This window comes from Paraburkholderia sp. BL10I2N1 (assembly GCF_004361815.1).
Lineage (GTDB): Bacteria > Pseudomonadota > Gammaproteobacteria > Burkholderiales > Burkholderiaceae > Paraburkholderia.
Map to the genome: position 1 here is coordinate 2,485,266 of NZ_SNWA01000001.1, position 14,753 is coordinate 2,500,018.

Below are 14,753 nucleotides of genomic sequence, written 5' to 3' on the forward strand. Positions count from 1 at the left end.
TTTGACTTGAAAAGACAAAACGGATATCATCTTGGGCTTTTCCATCGGAATGCTACTCGCGCACGGGCAATGGGTGCGCTGCGGTGCATGCCGGTTCTTTCCGGCTGAAAGCCTTGCCGACGACGCGGGAGCGCACATGACTGAACATCCTGGCAACCCTGCTGGACCGGCCGCCGGCCCCGTCGACCCGCGTGATCTCGATCTTTTCGAATTCGCGCGCAGTGGGCGCCAGGCCGCAGGCGTCATGCGTGTCTCGCAACTGCCGCGCATGTTAAACGAAGTCCCTATTGACGCGCCAGACCGCGACACCACGTTTACGTGGCAAGCCGAAGGGGCGACGCAGCCGGAATTGCAGTACAACGGCACCGAGGGCCGGCAGCCTTATCTGCGGGTCGCGATTCACGGTGCGGCATGGCTTGTCTGTCAGCGGTGCCTGACGCCGTACGACCAGGCGTTCAATGTGGATGCCACGTACCGGATCGTCAATACCGAGGCGGAAGCGGAAGAATTTCCGCTCGACGACGATGAAGTCGAGGTGATCGTGGGCTCGCGCCAGTTCGATCTCGTCGACTTGATCGAAGAGGAGTTGCTGCTTTCGCTTCCGCTGGTGCCGAAGCACGATGTTTGCCCCGAGGTTCACGAAAGTCTCGTCTCGGGTGTGAGCGGTGCGGAAGGTGCGGGCGAGCAAGCCGCTCAGGATGAAGCTGGAGCGGATGATGAATCCGCGCGGCCGAATCCGTTTGCGGCGCTCGAGGCGCTCAAGCGGAGTGGCCCCGGCGGCAAGCACTAAACAGTTGCATGGGAGCGCGATACGGTGTCCTGGCCATTTGGCCAATGGCGATTGCCGGGTCGGGCTGTGTTAGAATTCGGAAAATTTTTAGGAGTTATCATGGCAGTCCAACAAAACAAGAAGTCTCCGTCGAAGCGCGGCATGCACCGTTCGCACGATTTCCTCGGTGCAGCACCGCTGGCTGTTGAGCCGAGCACGGGTGAAGTGCATCTGCGTCACCACATTAGCCCGAACGGCTACTATCGCGGCAAGAAAGTCGTCAAGACGAAGAACGACTAATCGTTCCATCGCGTTGCGCCCTGTGGCGTGTCGCGTGACGATCGGCTCGCTTGACATTTTCCCGGCTCGACAAAAAGGCGGCATTCAACTGCCGCTTTTTTGTGCCTGAAATTCGTCGCACTCCATGACTGTAAAGCTCACGATAGATTGCATGGGAGGCGACCACGGTCCGTCCGTGACCGTTCCCGCTGCTGTCAACTTCGTCCGTTCGCATCCCGACGCGCAGTTGATGCTCGTTGGCATTGAAACCGCGATTCGTGCGCAGTTGAAGAAGTTGAAGGCGCAGGACAGCGTTGCGCTGACGGTCGTGCCGGCAACGGAGATCGTCGCCATGGACGATCCGGTGGAAGTCGCCTTACGCAAGAAGAAAGACTCGTCGATGCGCGTCGCGCTAAACCGGGTCAAGCAAGGCGAGGCGCAGGCCTGCATCTCCGCCGGTAACACCGGCGCGCTGATGGCGGTCTCACGTTACGTACTGAAAACGCTCACAGGCATCGAACGTCCGGCGATTGCGTTCGCTTTACCGAATCCAGCTGGCTACACGATGATGCTCGATCTGGGCGCCAACGTCGACTGCGAACCGCAGCATCTATTGCAGTTCGCGGAGATGGGGCATGCACTGGTGTCCGCGCTCGAAGGCAAGGATCGTCCGACCATCGGCCTCCTGAATATCGGCGAGGAAGTGATCAAGGGCAACGACACGATCAAGCGCGCAGGCGAACTGTTGCGGGCGAGCACGCTCAACTTCCGTGGTAACGTCGAAGGCGACGATATCTATAAAGGTACCGTCGATGTGATCGTCTGCGACGGCTTTGTCGGTAACGTCGCCCTGAAGACGTCGGAAGGACTCGCCCAGATGCTTTCCGATATCATCAAGGAAGAGTTCGGCCGTTCGTGGCTGACGAAGTTGATGGCCCTTCTGGCTCTGCCTGTATTGATGCGTTTCAAGAAACGCGTCGACCATCGGCAATACAATGGCGCCGCGCTCCTCGGGTTGCGCGGCCTCGTGATCAAGAGCCACGGTTCGGCGGACGCCTACGCGTTTGAGTGGGCGATCAAACGCGGGTATGATGCCGTCAAAAACGGCGTGCTGGAACGCCTTGCGCGCGCGATGGAAGAGAATGCGGGTCCTCTCGAACAGGCAGTGCGTGGGGTGGCTCCTGAAACAGGCGGCGCGGGTCACGCAAGCCCGGTCGCTGGTCAGCCAGCCGAGCCCTACGCTGCGTTACCCTCGAAGGCATAATGGCTCAATCGACTATTTACTCCCGTGTGCTGGGCACCGGCAGCTATCTGCCGCCCGGCCGTGTCACCAATCAGGAACTGGCTGAACGCCTCGCCAGCCAGGGCGTCGAGACGAGCGACGAATGGATCGTTGCCCGCACGGGTATCCATGCGCGCCATTTCGCTGAACCGGATGTTACGACAAGCGATCTTGCGCTGGTCGCTGCGCAACGTGCGATCGAAGCCGCTGACATCGATCCGCAATCCATCGACCTCATCATCGTCGCCACGTCCACGCCGGATTTCGTGTTTCCGAGCACGGCGTGTCTGCTGCAGAACAAGCTCGGCATCAAGAACAACGGCGCGGCGTTCGACGTGCAGGCTGTGTGTTCTGGTTTCGCGTACGCGGTCGCGACTGCCGACAGCTTTATTCGCAGTGGCCAGCATCGTACGGCACTTGTGATCGGCGCAGAGACGTTCTCACGCATTCTCGATTTCAACGATCGCACCACCTGCGTACTGTTTGGCGACGGCGCGGGCGCGGTGATTCTGTCGGCCTCGGATCAACCGGGCGTGCTTGCAAGCGCGTTGCATGCCGATGGCAGTCATTCGAATATTCTGTGCACGCCGGGCAACGTGAGCGGCGGTGTGGTCGATGGCAGCGCTTTTCTTCACATGGACGGTCAGGCAGTGTTCAAGCTCGCCGTCAATGTGCTCGAGAAAGTGGCCATCGAAGCGCTCGCCAAAGCGAATCTCGCGCCAGAACAGATCGACTGGCTGATTCCCCATCAGGCCAATATCCGCATCATGCAGAGCACGTGCCGCAAGCTGGGTCTTCCGCAGGAGCGAATGGTCGTGACGGTTGGCGAGCACGGCAACACGTCGGCGGCCTCAATTCCGCTCGCGCTCGACGTCGCCGTCCGGGATGGACGTATCAAACGCGGCCAGAACATACTGATCGAAGGCGTCGGCGGCGGCTTCACGTGGGGCGCGTCGGTTATCCGCTATTGAGCGAAGCGGCTCGGGCCGGCGACGCACAGTCGCCGGTAGTAGCCCCTCGTAGCGCGGTCGCGCCACCCACATCTGAATTCACCGAACTTGAGGGCGATATGAAATTTGCGTTCGTTTTTCCTGGTCAGGGCTCGCAGTCGGTCGGTATGCTGAATGCATTCGCCGATCACGCCATCGTGCGCGAGACGGTTCAGGAAGCATCCGACGCGCTCGGTCAGGATCTCGGCAAGCTGATCGCCGAAGGCCCGGCTGAAGACCTGAATCTCACCACGAACACCCAGCCAGTCATGTTGACCGCAGCTTACGCGATCTTTCGTGCGTGGCGGGCGGCGGGCGGCCCGGCGCCCGCGATCATGGCGGGCCACAGCCTTGGCGAATATACCGCGCTCGTAGCAGCTGGCGCGCTGGCATTCCGTGATGCCGTGCCGCTCGTGCGCTTCCGCGCGCAGGCCATGCAGACGGCAGTTCCTGTGGGCGAGGGTGGCATGGCCGCGATCCTCGGTCTCGACGATGATACGGTGCGTGCCGTGTGTGCGGAAGCGGCGTCGGCGGGTGTCGTGGAAGCGGTCAATTTCAATGCGCCCGCGCAGGTGGTGATTGCCGGCCACAAGGCTGCGGTCGAAAAAGCCTGCGAAGTGGCCAAGGCAAAGGGCGCAAAGCGCGCGTTGCCGCTGCCGGTCTCGGCGCCGTTCCATTCGTCGCTTCTGAAGCCCGCCTCGGACCAGTTGCGGGCATATCTTGTCAGTGTCGAAGTGCAGATGCCGAAGATTCCGGTGATCAACAATGTTGATGTGGCGATGGTTGCTGATCCAGCTGCCATCAAGGATGCGCTTGTGCGTCAGGCGGCAGGTGCCGTGCGCTGGGTCGAGTGCGTGCAGGCCATGGCAGGGCAGGGCGTCACACACGTCGTTGAATGCGGCCCGGGTAAGGTGCTGGCGGGTTTGACGAAGCGGATCGACAGCAATCTCGTCGGCGCATCGATCGTCGACCCGGCATCGCTTGACGAAGCGCTCAAGCTTGTAGCAGGGTAATCCACGCGGCAGGCGCTCAATGAATCCAGCCCGTTGTGCGCGGGCAATCCGGAAAACAAGATGCAAAAGACTCTCGACAAACAGATTGCGATCGTGACGGGCGCTTCCCGAGGAATTGGCCGCGCGATTGCGCTTGAACTTGCGCGTCAGGGCGCCATCGTGATCGGCACCGCGACGAGCGAATCGGGCGCGGACGCGATCACCGAAGCGTTCAGGACGGCGGGCGTGAACGGCCGCGGCGCCGTACTGAACGTGAACGATGCTGCCGCCCTGGAAGCGCTGATCGACGGCGTGGTCAAGGAATTCGGCGCGCTAAACGTGCTCGTGAACAACGCTGGCATCACGCAGGATCAGCTCGCGATGCGCATGAAGGACGAAGACTGGGATGCGGTGATCGACACCAATCTCAAATCAGTGTTCCGCCTGTCGCGTGCGGTGCTGCGCCCGATGATGAAAGCGCGTGGTGGCCGTATCATCAACATCACTTCGGTGGTCGGTTCGGCAGGCAATCCGGGGCAGGTGAACTACGCGGCGGCGAAGGCCGGCGTGGCTGGCATGACCCGCGCGCTGGCACGCGAGATTGGTAGCCGTGGCATTACAGTGAACTGTGTGGCGCCGGGGTTCATCGATACCGATATGACGAAAGGCCTGCCGGAAGAGCAGCAGACTGCGCTGAAGTCGCAGATTCCGCTGGGACGTCTGGGTAGTCCCGACGACATCGCTCACGCCGTCGCATTCCTTGCTTCGCCGCAAGCCGGTTACATCACCGGCACGACGCTGCACGTGAACGGCGGCATGTATATGTCATAAAGAATTTCGTTTTACCATCCGCGCCTTGATGCGTTTGCCAAAGCGCTTCGCGAATAGCCGATCGGCAACCGTGCGCGCCGCTTTTTTACAGAGTCAAACCTGATAAAATGCGCGCACCTGTATTTTTGAACTTTTTTCCCTTGGAGGGGTAATGGACAATATCGAACAGCGCGTCAAGAAGATCGTCGCAGAACAACTGGGTGTTGCCGAAGCGGAGATCAAGAACGAAGCATCGTTCGTGAACGATCTCGGCGCTGACTCGCTCGACACCGTCGAACTCGTGATGGCCCTCGAAGACGAATTCGGCATGGAAATTCCGGATGAAGAAGCTGAGAAGATCACGACCGTCCAGCAAGCGATCGATTACGCTCGCGCGAACGTCAAGGCCTAAGGTCATTCGCGCCTGCATTTCGGTGTTGGCGGCGTATGACGCCCTGTTCCGTCAGTCGACGCAAGCAGCAGGGCTGCCGTCATTGCGGGCGCCAGTGCCGGCGCAATCGTCAGCGCATGTGCGAGCGTTTTCAGCACATTCGCCAGGCTAACAGCCACAGGGCTCACAGGACTGATTCCTGTGGTCGCTGTGGCTTTTGCTTTTGTCATCTATGAAAAAGGGGTTACCGTGAGCCGCCGTCGTGTTGTTGTTACAGGCCTGGGGCTGATTTCGCCTGTTGGCAATAATGTTGCCGACGGCTGGACCAATCTGGTCGCCGGCAAGTCAGGTATTGCCGACATCACGAAGTTCGACGCATCGAACTTCTCGACTCGCTTTGCTGGCGAGGTGAAGGGCTTCAATATCGAGGACTACATCCCCGGCAAGGAAGCGCGCCATATGGATACGTTTATCCATTACGGCGTTGCTGCCGGCATCCAGGCGATGCAGGACAGCGGTCTGGAAATCACTGAAGAAAACGCCGAACGCGTCGGTGTCGTGGTGGGTTCTGGTATCGGCGGTCTGCCGATGATCGAAGTCACCCAGACCGAGTTGCTGAATCGCGGCCCGCGCCGGATTTCGCCGTTCTTCGTGCCGGCGTCGATCATCAATATGATTTCCGGCCATCTGTCGATCAAGTTCGGCTTCAAGGGTCCGAACCTCGCGATCGTTACCGCATGTACCACTGGCCTGCACTGTATCGGCGAAGCTTCGCGTCTGATCGAATACGGCGACGCCGATGTGATGATTGCAGGCGGCGCGGAATCGACTGTGTCTCCGCTCGGTATCGGCGGCTTTGCGGCGGCGCGCGCGCTGTCGCAACGCAATGACGATCCGGCGACGGCAAGCCGTCCGTGGGACAAGGATCGCGACGGTTTCGTGCTGGGCGAGGGTGCTGGCGTCATGGTGCTCGAAGAGTACGAGCACGCGAAGGCGCGCGGAGCGAAGATCTATGCGGAAGTGTCCGGCTATGGGATGAGCGGGGACGCCTACCACATGACCGCGCCCCTCGAAGACGGCGATGGCGCGCGACGCTGCATGCTGGCCGCCATGAAGAACGCGGGCGTAAATTCAGACCAGGTGAACTACCTGAATGCGCACGGCACTTCGACTCCGCTCGGCGACCTGGCCGAGACGACCGGGATCAAGCGCGCGTTCGGCGACCACGCGAAGAACATCGTTGTGAATTCGACCAAGTCCATGACCGGGCACCTGCTGGGTGGCGCGGGCGGGCTTGAATCGGTGTTCACCGTGCTGGCCGTGCATCACCAGATCTCGCCGCCCACCATCAATATCTTCAACCAGGATCCGGAATGCGATCTCGACTACTGCGCGAACACCGCGCGGGAGATGAAGATCGACGTCGCGCTGAAGAATTCTTTTGGGTTCGGCGGCACGAACGGCACGCTGGTCTTCAAGCGCGCCTGACCGGTTGACGCATCAAATCAGGACCGCCGATCCGTCCTGGCCGGATGGGGCGGCATCGCCAGATGGAACGCCGCCGCGCATAGCGCTGCGGCGTTCCCTGGTCATTCGTGTTCTCACGGCCGCTCTCATCCTGATTGCCACGGTGGCAGCCTATTCATGTCTCGCTTCTCGACTTGGCGGCTGGCACGCACTTCCTTTGGCACTCGCCGTTCTTGCACTTCTCGTCTCAGGCGCTACCGCACACGCCTCTGCCCAGCCGCGAGCGCTGAGAATCGGGCCAGATGGCCTGTCGGTCTGGAGCCGCGGGGGCGAAGCGCTTGCTCACGGTCCGATCGTGGGCTATTCCCAGTGGGGCGGCTGGCTTCTCATTCTTGCTGTCGCTAACGACAGTGGGCGGCTCAGGCGGCTGATCATTTCGGCCGACGCGTTGCCTGACGACGCATTCCGCAAACTGGCGGTGCTTGGCCGTCGCGGCTCGTCCGTCCTGTAAAGACTGTAACCACTGCTATCGCAGTAACGTGACGCAATGACGGGGACGCTACAATGGTGCCCCGCCATTCACCCCAAGTTAACGGATTTATCAGGTGAGCGAAAAAGAAATTGATCAGGTGCTGGTCGAACGCGTGCAGAAGGGTGACAAGGCCGCGTTCGAGCTTCTGGTCGCCAAATACCACCGGAAGATCCTCCGGCTGATATCGCGCCTCGTGAGGGACCCAGCTGAGGTCGAGGACGTGGCCCAGGATGCATTCATCAAGGCGTATCGGGCTTTACCCCAATTCCGCGGTGAATCCGCGTTTTATACGTGGTTGTACCGGATTGCGGTCAACACGGCAAAGAACTACCTTGCGACCCAGGGCCGTCGCGCACCCACTTCGACCGAAGCGGATGCTGAAGAAGCTGAAACTTTCTCGGATGCCGACCAACTAAGGGATATCAACACGCCTGAGTCGATGTTGATGAGCAAGCAGATCGCTGAGACGGTCAATGCTGCTATGGCGGTTTTACCGGAAGAGCTGCGTACCGCCATTACTCTTCGTGAAATTGAGGGTTTGAGTTACGAGGAAATCGCTGAGATGATGGGATGCCCGATCGGCACTGTCAGATCACGGATTTTTCGTGCTCGCGAAGCCATTGCGGCAAAATTGCGTCCGTTGCTTGACACACCCGAAGGCAAGCGCTGGTAGGTCTCCGGCCGGCCGGGCGGGGCATGGATGCAATATCTGGGTTAGGTGGTGTCACTACGGAATGTTTGTAAGATGGGGAGCATCATGGGGTCGGTCTCGATGCAATCGCAAGCAAGCTCGCGAGGCGAGCGTCTGTCCGCTTTTGTCGACGGTGAGCTGTCCGGCGAAGAGCATCTGAACAAGTTTATTGCGGATCTCGATCACGAGGATCGCGCAACCTGGTCGCACTATCACCTGATCGGCGATACGTTGCGCTCCGACGATCTGGCGGTGAGTCCCTCAGCCAGCAATGCCTTCCTCGCCGGTTTCGCAGCCCGTTTCGAGGCTGAAGCGCACGTGCTCGCGCCCGCTGCGATGCCGGTCGCGCAACGTTTGCTGTCGCTTCGTCGCCGTGTTTTGCCGGCGTTTGCCGTCGCGGCTGCCGCGGCCACACTGACATGGATCGTCGTGCCGCAATTGCAGGGCGTCGGCGGTACGGGCCTGGGTGGCGCGCCGGTCGCGTCGGTTTCGTCGCATGGGGATGCGGTGCAGCGCATCGCAATGGCTTCGGTGCCGGTCGCAACCGCGCAGCCTGCCATTCAGGACGCCAACATCATTCGTGACGCCAGTCTCGACCAGTATCTGGAAGCCCATCAGCAATTTGCCCAACAGCCAGTCGTGCCGGGCTCGATGCCGCTGATCCGTGCCGCTGCTGCTGTGACCACGCAAGGCCAATAGACTGATGCAGAACCTGCGGTTGAATAAAACGATTAACTGGGGGCGGCTGCCGGCATTTCTGTTCTGCGCAGCCATATTGTTATCCGCCACGCCGCGCGCTTTTGCGCAATCCGGGGATCCTGTCGCCGCCCGCCGCACGGCGGCCGAATGGCTCAACCGGATCCACGAGGCCGCCCAGCAGCTAAATTACGAAGGCGCGTTCGTCTATCAGCGTGGCGCGTTCGTCCAGACTTCACATATTGCCCATTACGCCACCCGCAATGACGGCGAGTTCGAGCAGCTCGAGAGTCTCGACGGCAAGCCGCGCAAGATGCTGCGTCACAACGACGAGCTCTATACCTTCGTACCGGAACGGCGTCTGTGCGTCGTAGAAAAGCGCCAGAACAAGGACTCGTTCCCCGCGTTGCTGGCAGGAACGGGTGAGCAGGTGTTGTCGGTCTATGAGCCGAAGCTGCTGGGAACCGATCGCGTTGCGGGCATCGACAGCCAGGTTGTCGAGCTCGATCCCAAGGACGGATGGCGCTTCGCCTATAAGCTGTGGGCAGACGCGAAAACGGGCCTCCTGTTGCGCGCGCAGACACTGGATCCGAACGGGCAGGTGCTCGAACAGCTTTCGTTCTCGCAGATCCGCATTGGCGTGCCGGTCGACAAGGCGCCGATCGTAAGCGGGATTCGCAATACGGCGGGCTGGACGGTGGTGCGGCCGCCGGTTGAGTCTGTCGACATGGAAGCGCAGGGTTGGCAATTCCCGCTAACCGTGCCAGGCTTCCGCAAGATTCGCGAGTTGCGTCGTCCGATGGCGGCCCGCGATGCCGGCGACCCGCCCATTCCGGTCGACCAGGCTGTGTTTTCTGATGGGCTCGCAGCCGTATCGATTTTTATCGAACCCGCCGAGAAGAACACACGCAAGGAAGGTTCGGGCAGTAGCGGCGCGACGCACGTGCTCGTGAAACGCCACGGAGATTTCTGGATTACTTTGCTAGGGGAAGTGCCCCAGGCAACGTTGCAGCAATTTGCGTCTGCCATAGAATATAAAGCTTCCAGGTAATCCATCGGCTTACGACCACGATATGACGAACTTCTCGGTGCGCAGATTTTTTGCAGCCACGATGGTGGCGGTTTGTTTGCCGCTCTTGCCGCACACGGCGTCGGCGACCTCTGCAAGCAACCTTCCCGATTTCACCGATCTCGTCGACAAGGTCGGCCCCGCAGTTGTGAATATTCGCACCACGGCTCACGTGTCGAATTCTACGCGCGGCTTGCCACCCGGCATGGACGACGGCGATATGTCGGAGTTTTTTCGACGATTCTTCGGCATTCCCATGCCCCAGTCTCCGCAACAACCAGGTACGCCGCCTCGTGGCGGTGGCGGTGGTGGCGGTGGCGGTGGTGGTGGGGGCGGCAGTCAGGATGCGCCTGACAGCGGCGGCGACTCCGAACAGAACAGCGGCGTAGGCTCTGGCTTCATCCTGTCTGCCGATGGCTACGTGATGACGAACGCACACGTGATCGACGACGCCGATACCATTTACGTCACGCTCACGGACAAACGCGAGTTCAAGGCGAAGCTCATCGGTGTCGACGATCGCACCGATGTCGCCGTCGTGAAGATCAACGCATCGAATCTGCCGGTCGTGACGATCGGGGATTCGAACAAGGTTCGCGTGGGTGAATGGGTAGTGGCCATCGGCTCGCCGTTCGGCCTGGAAAACACCGTGACGGCGGGTATCGTCAGCGCCAAGGGGCGTGATACTGGCGACTATCTGCCCTTCATCCAGACTGACGTAGCCGTGAATCCGGGCAACTCGGGTGGGCCGCTCATCAATATGCAGGGCGAGGTGATCGGTATCAATTCGCAGATCTACAGCCGTACGGGCGGTTTCATGGGCATTTCCTTCGCGATTCCGATCGACGAAGCCATGCGCGTGGCCGATCAACTCAAGTCGACGGGCAAGGTCGTGCGAGGGAGAATTGCCGTGGCGATAGGCGAGGTGACGAAGGACGTCGCAGACTCACTTGGTTTGCCGAAGGCGCAGGGGGCGCTCGTCAGCAGTGTCGAGCCGGGCGGTCCGGCCGACAAGGCAGGCGTACAGCCGGGCGACATCATCCTCAAGTTCAACAGCCACTCGGTCGATACGGCGACGGATCTCCCGCGCATGGTTGGCGATACAAAGCCGGGCACGAAGGCAACGATCACCGTCTGGCGTAAGGGCCAGACGCGCGACCTGCCGGTCACGATCGCCGAGATGCAGCCTGAAAAGACCGCGAGTGTCGACGAGAAGAAGCCGGTGCCGCCGAAACCTCGCGCGACGAACTCGCTTGGCGTTGCGGTCAGCGATATTCCTGCTGACGAACTGAAGTCGCTGAAGCTACGTGGCGGCGTGCAGGTCGACGCGGTCGAAGGGCCAGCCGCGCGGGTTGGGCTGCAGAAGGGCGACGTGATCCTGCGCGTCGGCGACACGGATATCACGAGCGCGAAGCAGTTCGACGAGATTACATCGCATGTCGATCCGCAGAAAATGGTGGCGCTGCTCGTGCGTCGCGGCGACAACACGCAGTTTGTGCCGATCCGTCCGCGCGTCGCGCCGGCCCAGAAGTGACGATGACGGCGCCGCTGACGCTATACGGGCGCACGTGGTGCCATTTGTGCGATGACATGCGCGCTGCGCTCGAGCCTTTGCTGGCCGAATTCGGCGCGCAGGTCGAGGTGGTCGATATCGATGCCGATCCGGCGCTGGAAGCGCGCTACAACGAGTTCGTACCGGTTTTGGTCTGTGACGGCATCGAGCTTTGCCACTATCGCCTTGACGACGACAGCGTCCGGGCCGCGCTCGTTGCGCGCGCCAGGTGTGCCGCGCCTGCCCCTTAGCACGCAGCAAAGGGCGACATCAACCCGCATGAACGTTGGCCGACCGGCAGGGCATCCCGGCAAAAAACGCCGGGCGGAGGCCTTTTCGGCTAAAATAGCCCGGTTTTTCACCTACTTACAAGGCGTGCTCCGCAATCGTCCGAGCGCGCCTTTTTCGCTTGATCGGTACTGAATGGATCATATTCGTAACTTCTCGATCATTGCGCACATCGACCATGGCAAGTCGACGCTCGCCGATCGCATCATCCAGCTTTGCGGTGGTTTGTCCGACCGCGAGATGGAGTCGCAGGTGCTCGACTCGATGGATCTCGAGCGCGAGCGCGGCATCACCATCAAGGCGCAGACGGCTGCGTTGTCCTATCGGGCGCGCGATGGGAAGATCTACAACCTCAACATGATCGACACGCCGGGGCACGTTGACTTTTCATATGAAGTCAGCCGTTCCCTGTCGGCGTGCGAAGGTGCGCTGCTGGTGGTCGACGCCAGCCAGGGCGTCGAAGCACAGACTGTCGCGAACTGCTACACGGCGATCGAACTCGGCGTCGAGGTCGTGCCGGTACTGAACAAGATCGATCTGCCAGCGGCCAACCCGGAAAGCGCGATCGAGGAAATCGAAGACGTCATTGGCATCGATGCAACCGACGCTACTCGTTGTAGCGCGAAGACCGGCCTCGGCGTCGAGGACGTCCTGGAGGCGTTGATCGCCAAGGTGCCGTCGCCGAAGGGCGACACCGAAGCGCCGCTGCAGGCGCTCATCATCGACTCGTGGTTCGATAACTACGTTGGCGTCGTGATGCTTGTGCGCATAGTCAACGGCACGCTGAGGCCGAAGGACCGGATCCGCATGATGGCGACCGGCGCTCAATACCCGGTCGAGCACATCGGCGTGTTCACGCCGAAGTCGAAGAATCTCGAGGTGCTGTCTGCGGGGCAGGTGGGCTTTATCATCGCGGGCATCAAGGAGCTGGCGGCGGCAAAGGTGGGCGACACGGTGACTCTGGTGAACCGTCCCGCAGCCGAACCGCTATCTGGTTTCAAGGAAGTCAAGCCGCAGGTGTTCGCCGGGCTGTATCCGGTCGAAGCGAACCAGTACGACGCACTGCGCGAGTCGCTTGAAAAGTTGAAGCTGAATGACGCGTCGCTGCAGTACGAGCCGGAGGTGTCGCAGGCACTGGGTTTCGGCTTCCGCTGTGGCTTCCTGGGTCTCCTGCACATGGAGATCGTACAGGAGCGGCTCGAACGTGAATTCGACATGGATCTCATCACTACCGCGCCGACGGTGGTGTACGAGGTCCTCCAGCGTGACGGCACGACTATCATGGTCGAAAACCCCGCCAAGATGCCCGATCCGTCGAGGATTGAGGAAGTGCGCGAGCCGATCGTCACCGTGAACCTCTACATGCCGCAGGAATACGTCGGCTCAGTGATTACACTGTGTGAGCAGAAGCGCGGCAGCCAGATCAACATGCAGTACCACGGGCGGCAGGTTCAGCTCACGTACGAAATCCCGATGGGCGAGATCGTGCTCGACTTCTTCGACCGGTTGAAGTCGACATCGCGCGGCTATGCTTCGATGGACTACGAGTTCAAGGAATACCGTGCGGCGGATGTCGTCAAGGTCGACATGCTGATCAACGGCGACAAGGTCGACGCGCTGTCGGTGATCGTCCATCGTTCACAGAGCCAGTATCGCGGCCGCGAAGTCGCCGCGAAAATGCGCGAGCTCATTCCGCGGCAGATGTACGACGTGGCCATTCAGGCGACGATCGGCGCGAATATCATCGCACGCGAGAACATCAAGGCGTTGCGCAAGAACGTGCTGGCGAAGTGTTACGGCGGCGACATCACGCGTAAAAAGAAGCTGCTGGAAAAACAAAAAGCGGGCAAAAAGCGAATGAAGCAAGTCGGGTCCGTCGAGATCCCGCAAGAGGCTTTCCTCGCGATCCTGCGTGTCGAAGACAAATAAGAGAACAACGGAACCCCATGAATTTTGCACTGATTCTTTTTGTGCTCGTCATCGTAACGGGCATCGCCTGGGTCGCGGACAAACTGGTTTTCATCCCGCAACGGCGCCGCGCCGCGGAAGCTGCGGTCGCCGAATTCGACCGTCAGCAGGCACGGGTCGGCGAGCGTTTCGCCGATGAAAACGCGGCGCAAACGCGCGCCCGTCTGCGGGACGAAAAATTGCGCCAGCCCTGGTGGCTCGAATACTCGGCCAGCTTTTTCCCGGTGATTCTGGTGGTGTTCGTCGTGCGCTCGTTCGTTGTCGAGCCGTTCAAGATTCCGTCGGGGTCGATGGTGCCGACACTTCTGGTCGGTGATTTCATTCTCGTGAACAAATTCGACTACGGCATCCGTCTGCCGATTTCGAATACGAAGATCACGCAGGGTCGTCCGGTCGCGCGTGGTGATGTCGTCGTGTTCCGCTATCCGAAAGACGAGTCGGTCGACTACATCAAGCGCGTGATCGGTCTGCCCGGCGACGTCGTTGCCTATCAGGACAAGAAGCTCACGATCAACGGCAAGCCCGTGCCGGAGACTCCGCTGCCGGATTACTTCGACGAAGAACGGATCGGCTACGCGAAGCAGTTCGAAGAGGACCTCGGCGACCGCAAGAACGCGATCCTGAACAATCCTGCGGTGCCGCCTTTCATCGTCGGTGCCGAAGACTTTCCGTATCGCGACAACTGCACATACAACGCGCAGGGCGTCATCTGCACGGTGCCACCCGGCAACTACTTCATGATGGGCGACAACCGCGACAACAGTGCCGACAGCCGGTACTGGGGCTTTGCTCCGGACCAGAATATTGTCGGTCGTGCGTTCTTTATCTGGATGAACTTCAGCAACCTGAGACGCATCGGTTCATTCAACTGATCGCGTCAACACAACTCGCACGCCGCGCACGCCGCGCGGTCGCACACACATCGCGCGGCGTGTTAGCGCGCCACATTAAGAACGCGCGGTAACGCCGCTTCACTAC

At 60.5% G+C, this 14,753-nt stretch carries 16 protein-coding genes; all 16 read left to right on the forward strand.

Features of this window, described 5'->3' with window-relative positions:
- Positions 1-136: 136 nt before the first annotated feature.
- The 16 genes from B0G77_RS11670 (at position 137) to lepB (ending at position 14,647) form a co-directional block, all read left to right on the forward strand.
- Entirely contained in the window at positions 137-790 is a 654-nt protein-coding gene (locus B0G77_RS11670) for a DUF177 domain-containing protein (RefSeq protein ID WP_133662270.1), read from the forward strand.
- A 99-nt stretch (positions 791-889) separates the two neighbouring features.
- Positions 890-1,069, forward strand: coding sequence for a 50S ribosomal protein L32 (rpmF, locus tag B0G77_RS11675; protein ID WP_076785234.1), 180 nt, complete (start codon positions 890-892; stop codon positions 1,067-1,069).
- A gap of 124 nt (positions 1,070-1,193) precedes the next feature.
- Positions 1,194-2,312, forward strand: coding sequence for a phosphate acyltransferase PlsX (gene plsX, locus B0G77_RS11680; protein WP_133662271.1), 1,119 nt, complete (start codon positions 1,194-1,196; stop codon positions 2,310-2,312).
- Entirely contained in the window at positions 2,312-3,301 is a 990-nt protein-coding gene (locus B0G77_RS11685; protein ID WP_133662272.1) for a beta-ketoacyl-ACP synthase III, read from the forward strand. The genes plsX and B0G77_RS11685 overlap by 1 nt, the downstream gene beginning before the upstream one ends.
- Positions 3,302-3,399: 98 nt before the next feature.
- Complete coding sequence (gene fabD, locus B0G77_RS11690) at positions 3,400-4,332, forward strand: ACP S-malonyltransferase (RefSeq protein WP_133662273.1); 933 nt, start codon at positions 3,400-3,402, stop codon at positions 4,330-4,332.
- 60 nt (positions 4,333-4,392) lie between these two features.
- Positions 4,393-5,142 carry a 3-oxoacyl-ACP reductase FabG gene (gene fabG, locus B0G77_RS11695; protein WP_133662274.1) on the forward strand — a complete coding sequence of 250 codons (750 nt, stop codon included), beginning with the start codon at positions 4,393-4,395 and terminating at the stop codon, positions 5,140-5,142.
- Positions 5,143-5,293: 151 nt separating this feature from the next.
- Positions 5,294-5,533 (forward strand): acyl carrier protein, encoded by a 240-nt coding sequence (gene acpP, locus B0G77_RS11700; protein ID WP_004197638.1) that lies wholly within the window; start codon positions 5,294-5,296, stop codon positions 5,531-5,533.
- Positions 5,534-5,761: 228 nt separating this feature from the next.
- Positions 5,762-7,000 carry a beta-ketoacyl-ACP synthase II gene (gene fabF / locus B0G77_RS11705; protein ID WP_133662275.1) on the forward strand — a complete coding sequence of 413 codons (1,239 nt, stop codon included), beginning with the start codon at positions 5,762-5,764 and terminating at the stop codon, positions 6,998-7,000.
- A 142-nt stretch (positions 7,001-7,142) separates the two neighbouring features.
- Positions 7,143-7,490: a protein YgfX gene (locus tag B0G77_RS11710; RefSeq protein WP_347814157.1), complete on the forward strand. Its 348-nt coding sequence runs from the start codon at positions 7,143-7,145 to the stop codon at positions 7,488-7,490.
- A gap of 94 nt (positions 7,491-7,584) precedes the next feature.
- Positions 7,585-8,184, forward strand: coding sequence for an RNA polymerase sigma factor RpoE (gene rpoE, locus B0G77_RS11715; RefSeq protein WP_085480911.1), 600 nt, complete (start codon positions 7,585-7,587; stop codon positions 8,182-8,184).
- Between the two features lie 84 nt (positions 8,185-8,268).
- Positions 8,269-8,901 carry a sigma-E factor negative regulatory protein gene (locus B0G77_RS11720; protein ID WP_133664113.1) on the forward strand — a complete coding sequence of 211 codons (633 nt, stop codon included), beginning with the start codon at positions 8,269-8,271 and terminating at the stop codon, positions 8,899-8,901.
- 4 nt (positions 8,902-8,905) lie between these two features.
- Positions 8,906-9,949, forward strand: a complete 1,044-nt coding sequence (locus B0G77_RS11725) for a MucB/RseB C-terminal domain-containing protein (RefSeq protein ID WP_133662276.1) — start codon at positions 8,906-8,908, stop codon at positions 9,947-9,949.
- 22 nt (positions 9,950-9,971) lie between these two features.
- A complete protein-coding gene (locus B0G77_RS11730) occupies positions 9,972-11,501 on the forward strand; it encodes a DegQ family serine endoprotease (protein WP_133662277.1) in 1,530 nt (509 codons plus the stop codon).
- Entirely contained in the window at positions 11,498-11,770 is a 273-nt protein-coding gene (locus tag B0G77_RS11735; RefSeq protein WP_133662278.1) for a glutaredoxin family protein, read from the forward strand. Before B0G77_RS11730 ends, B0G77_RS11735 begins: the two co-directional genes overlap by 4 nt.
- Positions 11,771-11,942: 172 nt before the next feature.
- On the forward strand, positions 11,943-13,736 hold the full coding sequence (gene lepA / locus B0G77_RS11740) for a translation elongation factor 4 (protein ID WP_133662279.1): 1,794 nt from the start codon (positions 11,943-11,945) through the stop codon (positions 13,734-13,736).
- A 17-nt stretch (positions 13,737-13,753) separates the two neighbouring features.
- A complete protein-coding gene (gene lepB, locus B0G77_RS11745; RefSeq protein WP_133662280.1) occupies positions 13,754-14,647 on the forward strand; it encodes a signal peptidase I in 894 nt (297 codons plus the stop codon).
- The last annotated feature ends 106 nt before the right edge of the window (positions 14,648-14,753 follow it).

Coding starts and splice junctions, on each gene's coding strand:
- fabD (WP_133662273.1), top strand. CDS start 3,400: ATGAAATTTGCGTTCGTTTTTCCTGGTCAGGGCTCGCAGTCGGTCGGT.
- plsX (WP_133662271.1), top strand. CDS start 1,194: ATGACTGTAAAGCTCACGATAGATTGCATGGGAGGCGACCACGGTCCG.
- B0G77_RS11725 (WP_133662276.1), top strand. CDS start 8,906: ATGCAGAACCTGCGGTTGAATAAAACGATTAACTGGGGGCGGCTGCCG.
- acpP (WP_004197638.1), top strand. CDS start 5,294: ATGGACAATATCGAACAGCGCGTCAAGAAGATCGTCGCAGAACAACTG.
- fabG (WP_133662274.1), top strand. CDS start 4,393: ATGCAAAAGACTCTCGACAAACAGATTGCGATCGTGACGGGCGCTTCC.
- B0G77_RS11670 (WP_133662270.1), top strand. CDS start 137: ATGACTGAACATCCTGGCAACCCTGCTGGACCGGCCGCCGGCCCCGTC.
- B0G77_RS11730 (WP_133662277.1), top strand. CDS start 9,972: ATGACGAACTTCTCGGTGCGCAGATTTTTTGCAGCCACGATGGTGGCG.
- lepB (WP_133662280.1), top strand. CDS start 13,754: ATGAATTTTGCACTGATTCTTTTTGTGCTCGTCATCGTAACGGGCATC.
- rpmF (WP_076785234.1), top strand. CDS start 890: ATGGCAGTCCAACAAAACAAGAAGTCTCCGTCGAAGCGCGGCATGCAC.
- B0G77_RS11685 (WP_133662272.1), top strand. CDS start 2,312: ATGGCTCAATCGACTATTTACTCCCGTGTGCTGGGCACCGGCAGCTAT.
- B0G77_RS11720 (WP_133664113.1), top strand. CDS start 8,269: ATGGGGTCGGTCTCGATGCAATCGCAAGCAAGCTCGCGAGGCGAGCGT.
- lepA (WP_133662279.1), top strand. CDS start 11,943: ATGGATCATATTCGTAACTTCTCGATCATTGCGCACATCGACCATGGC.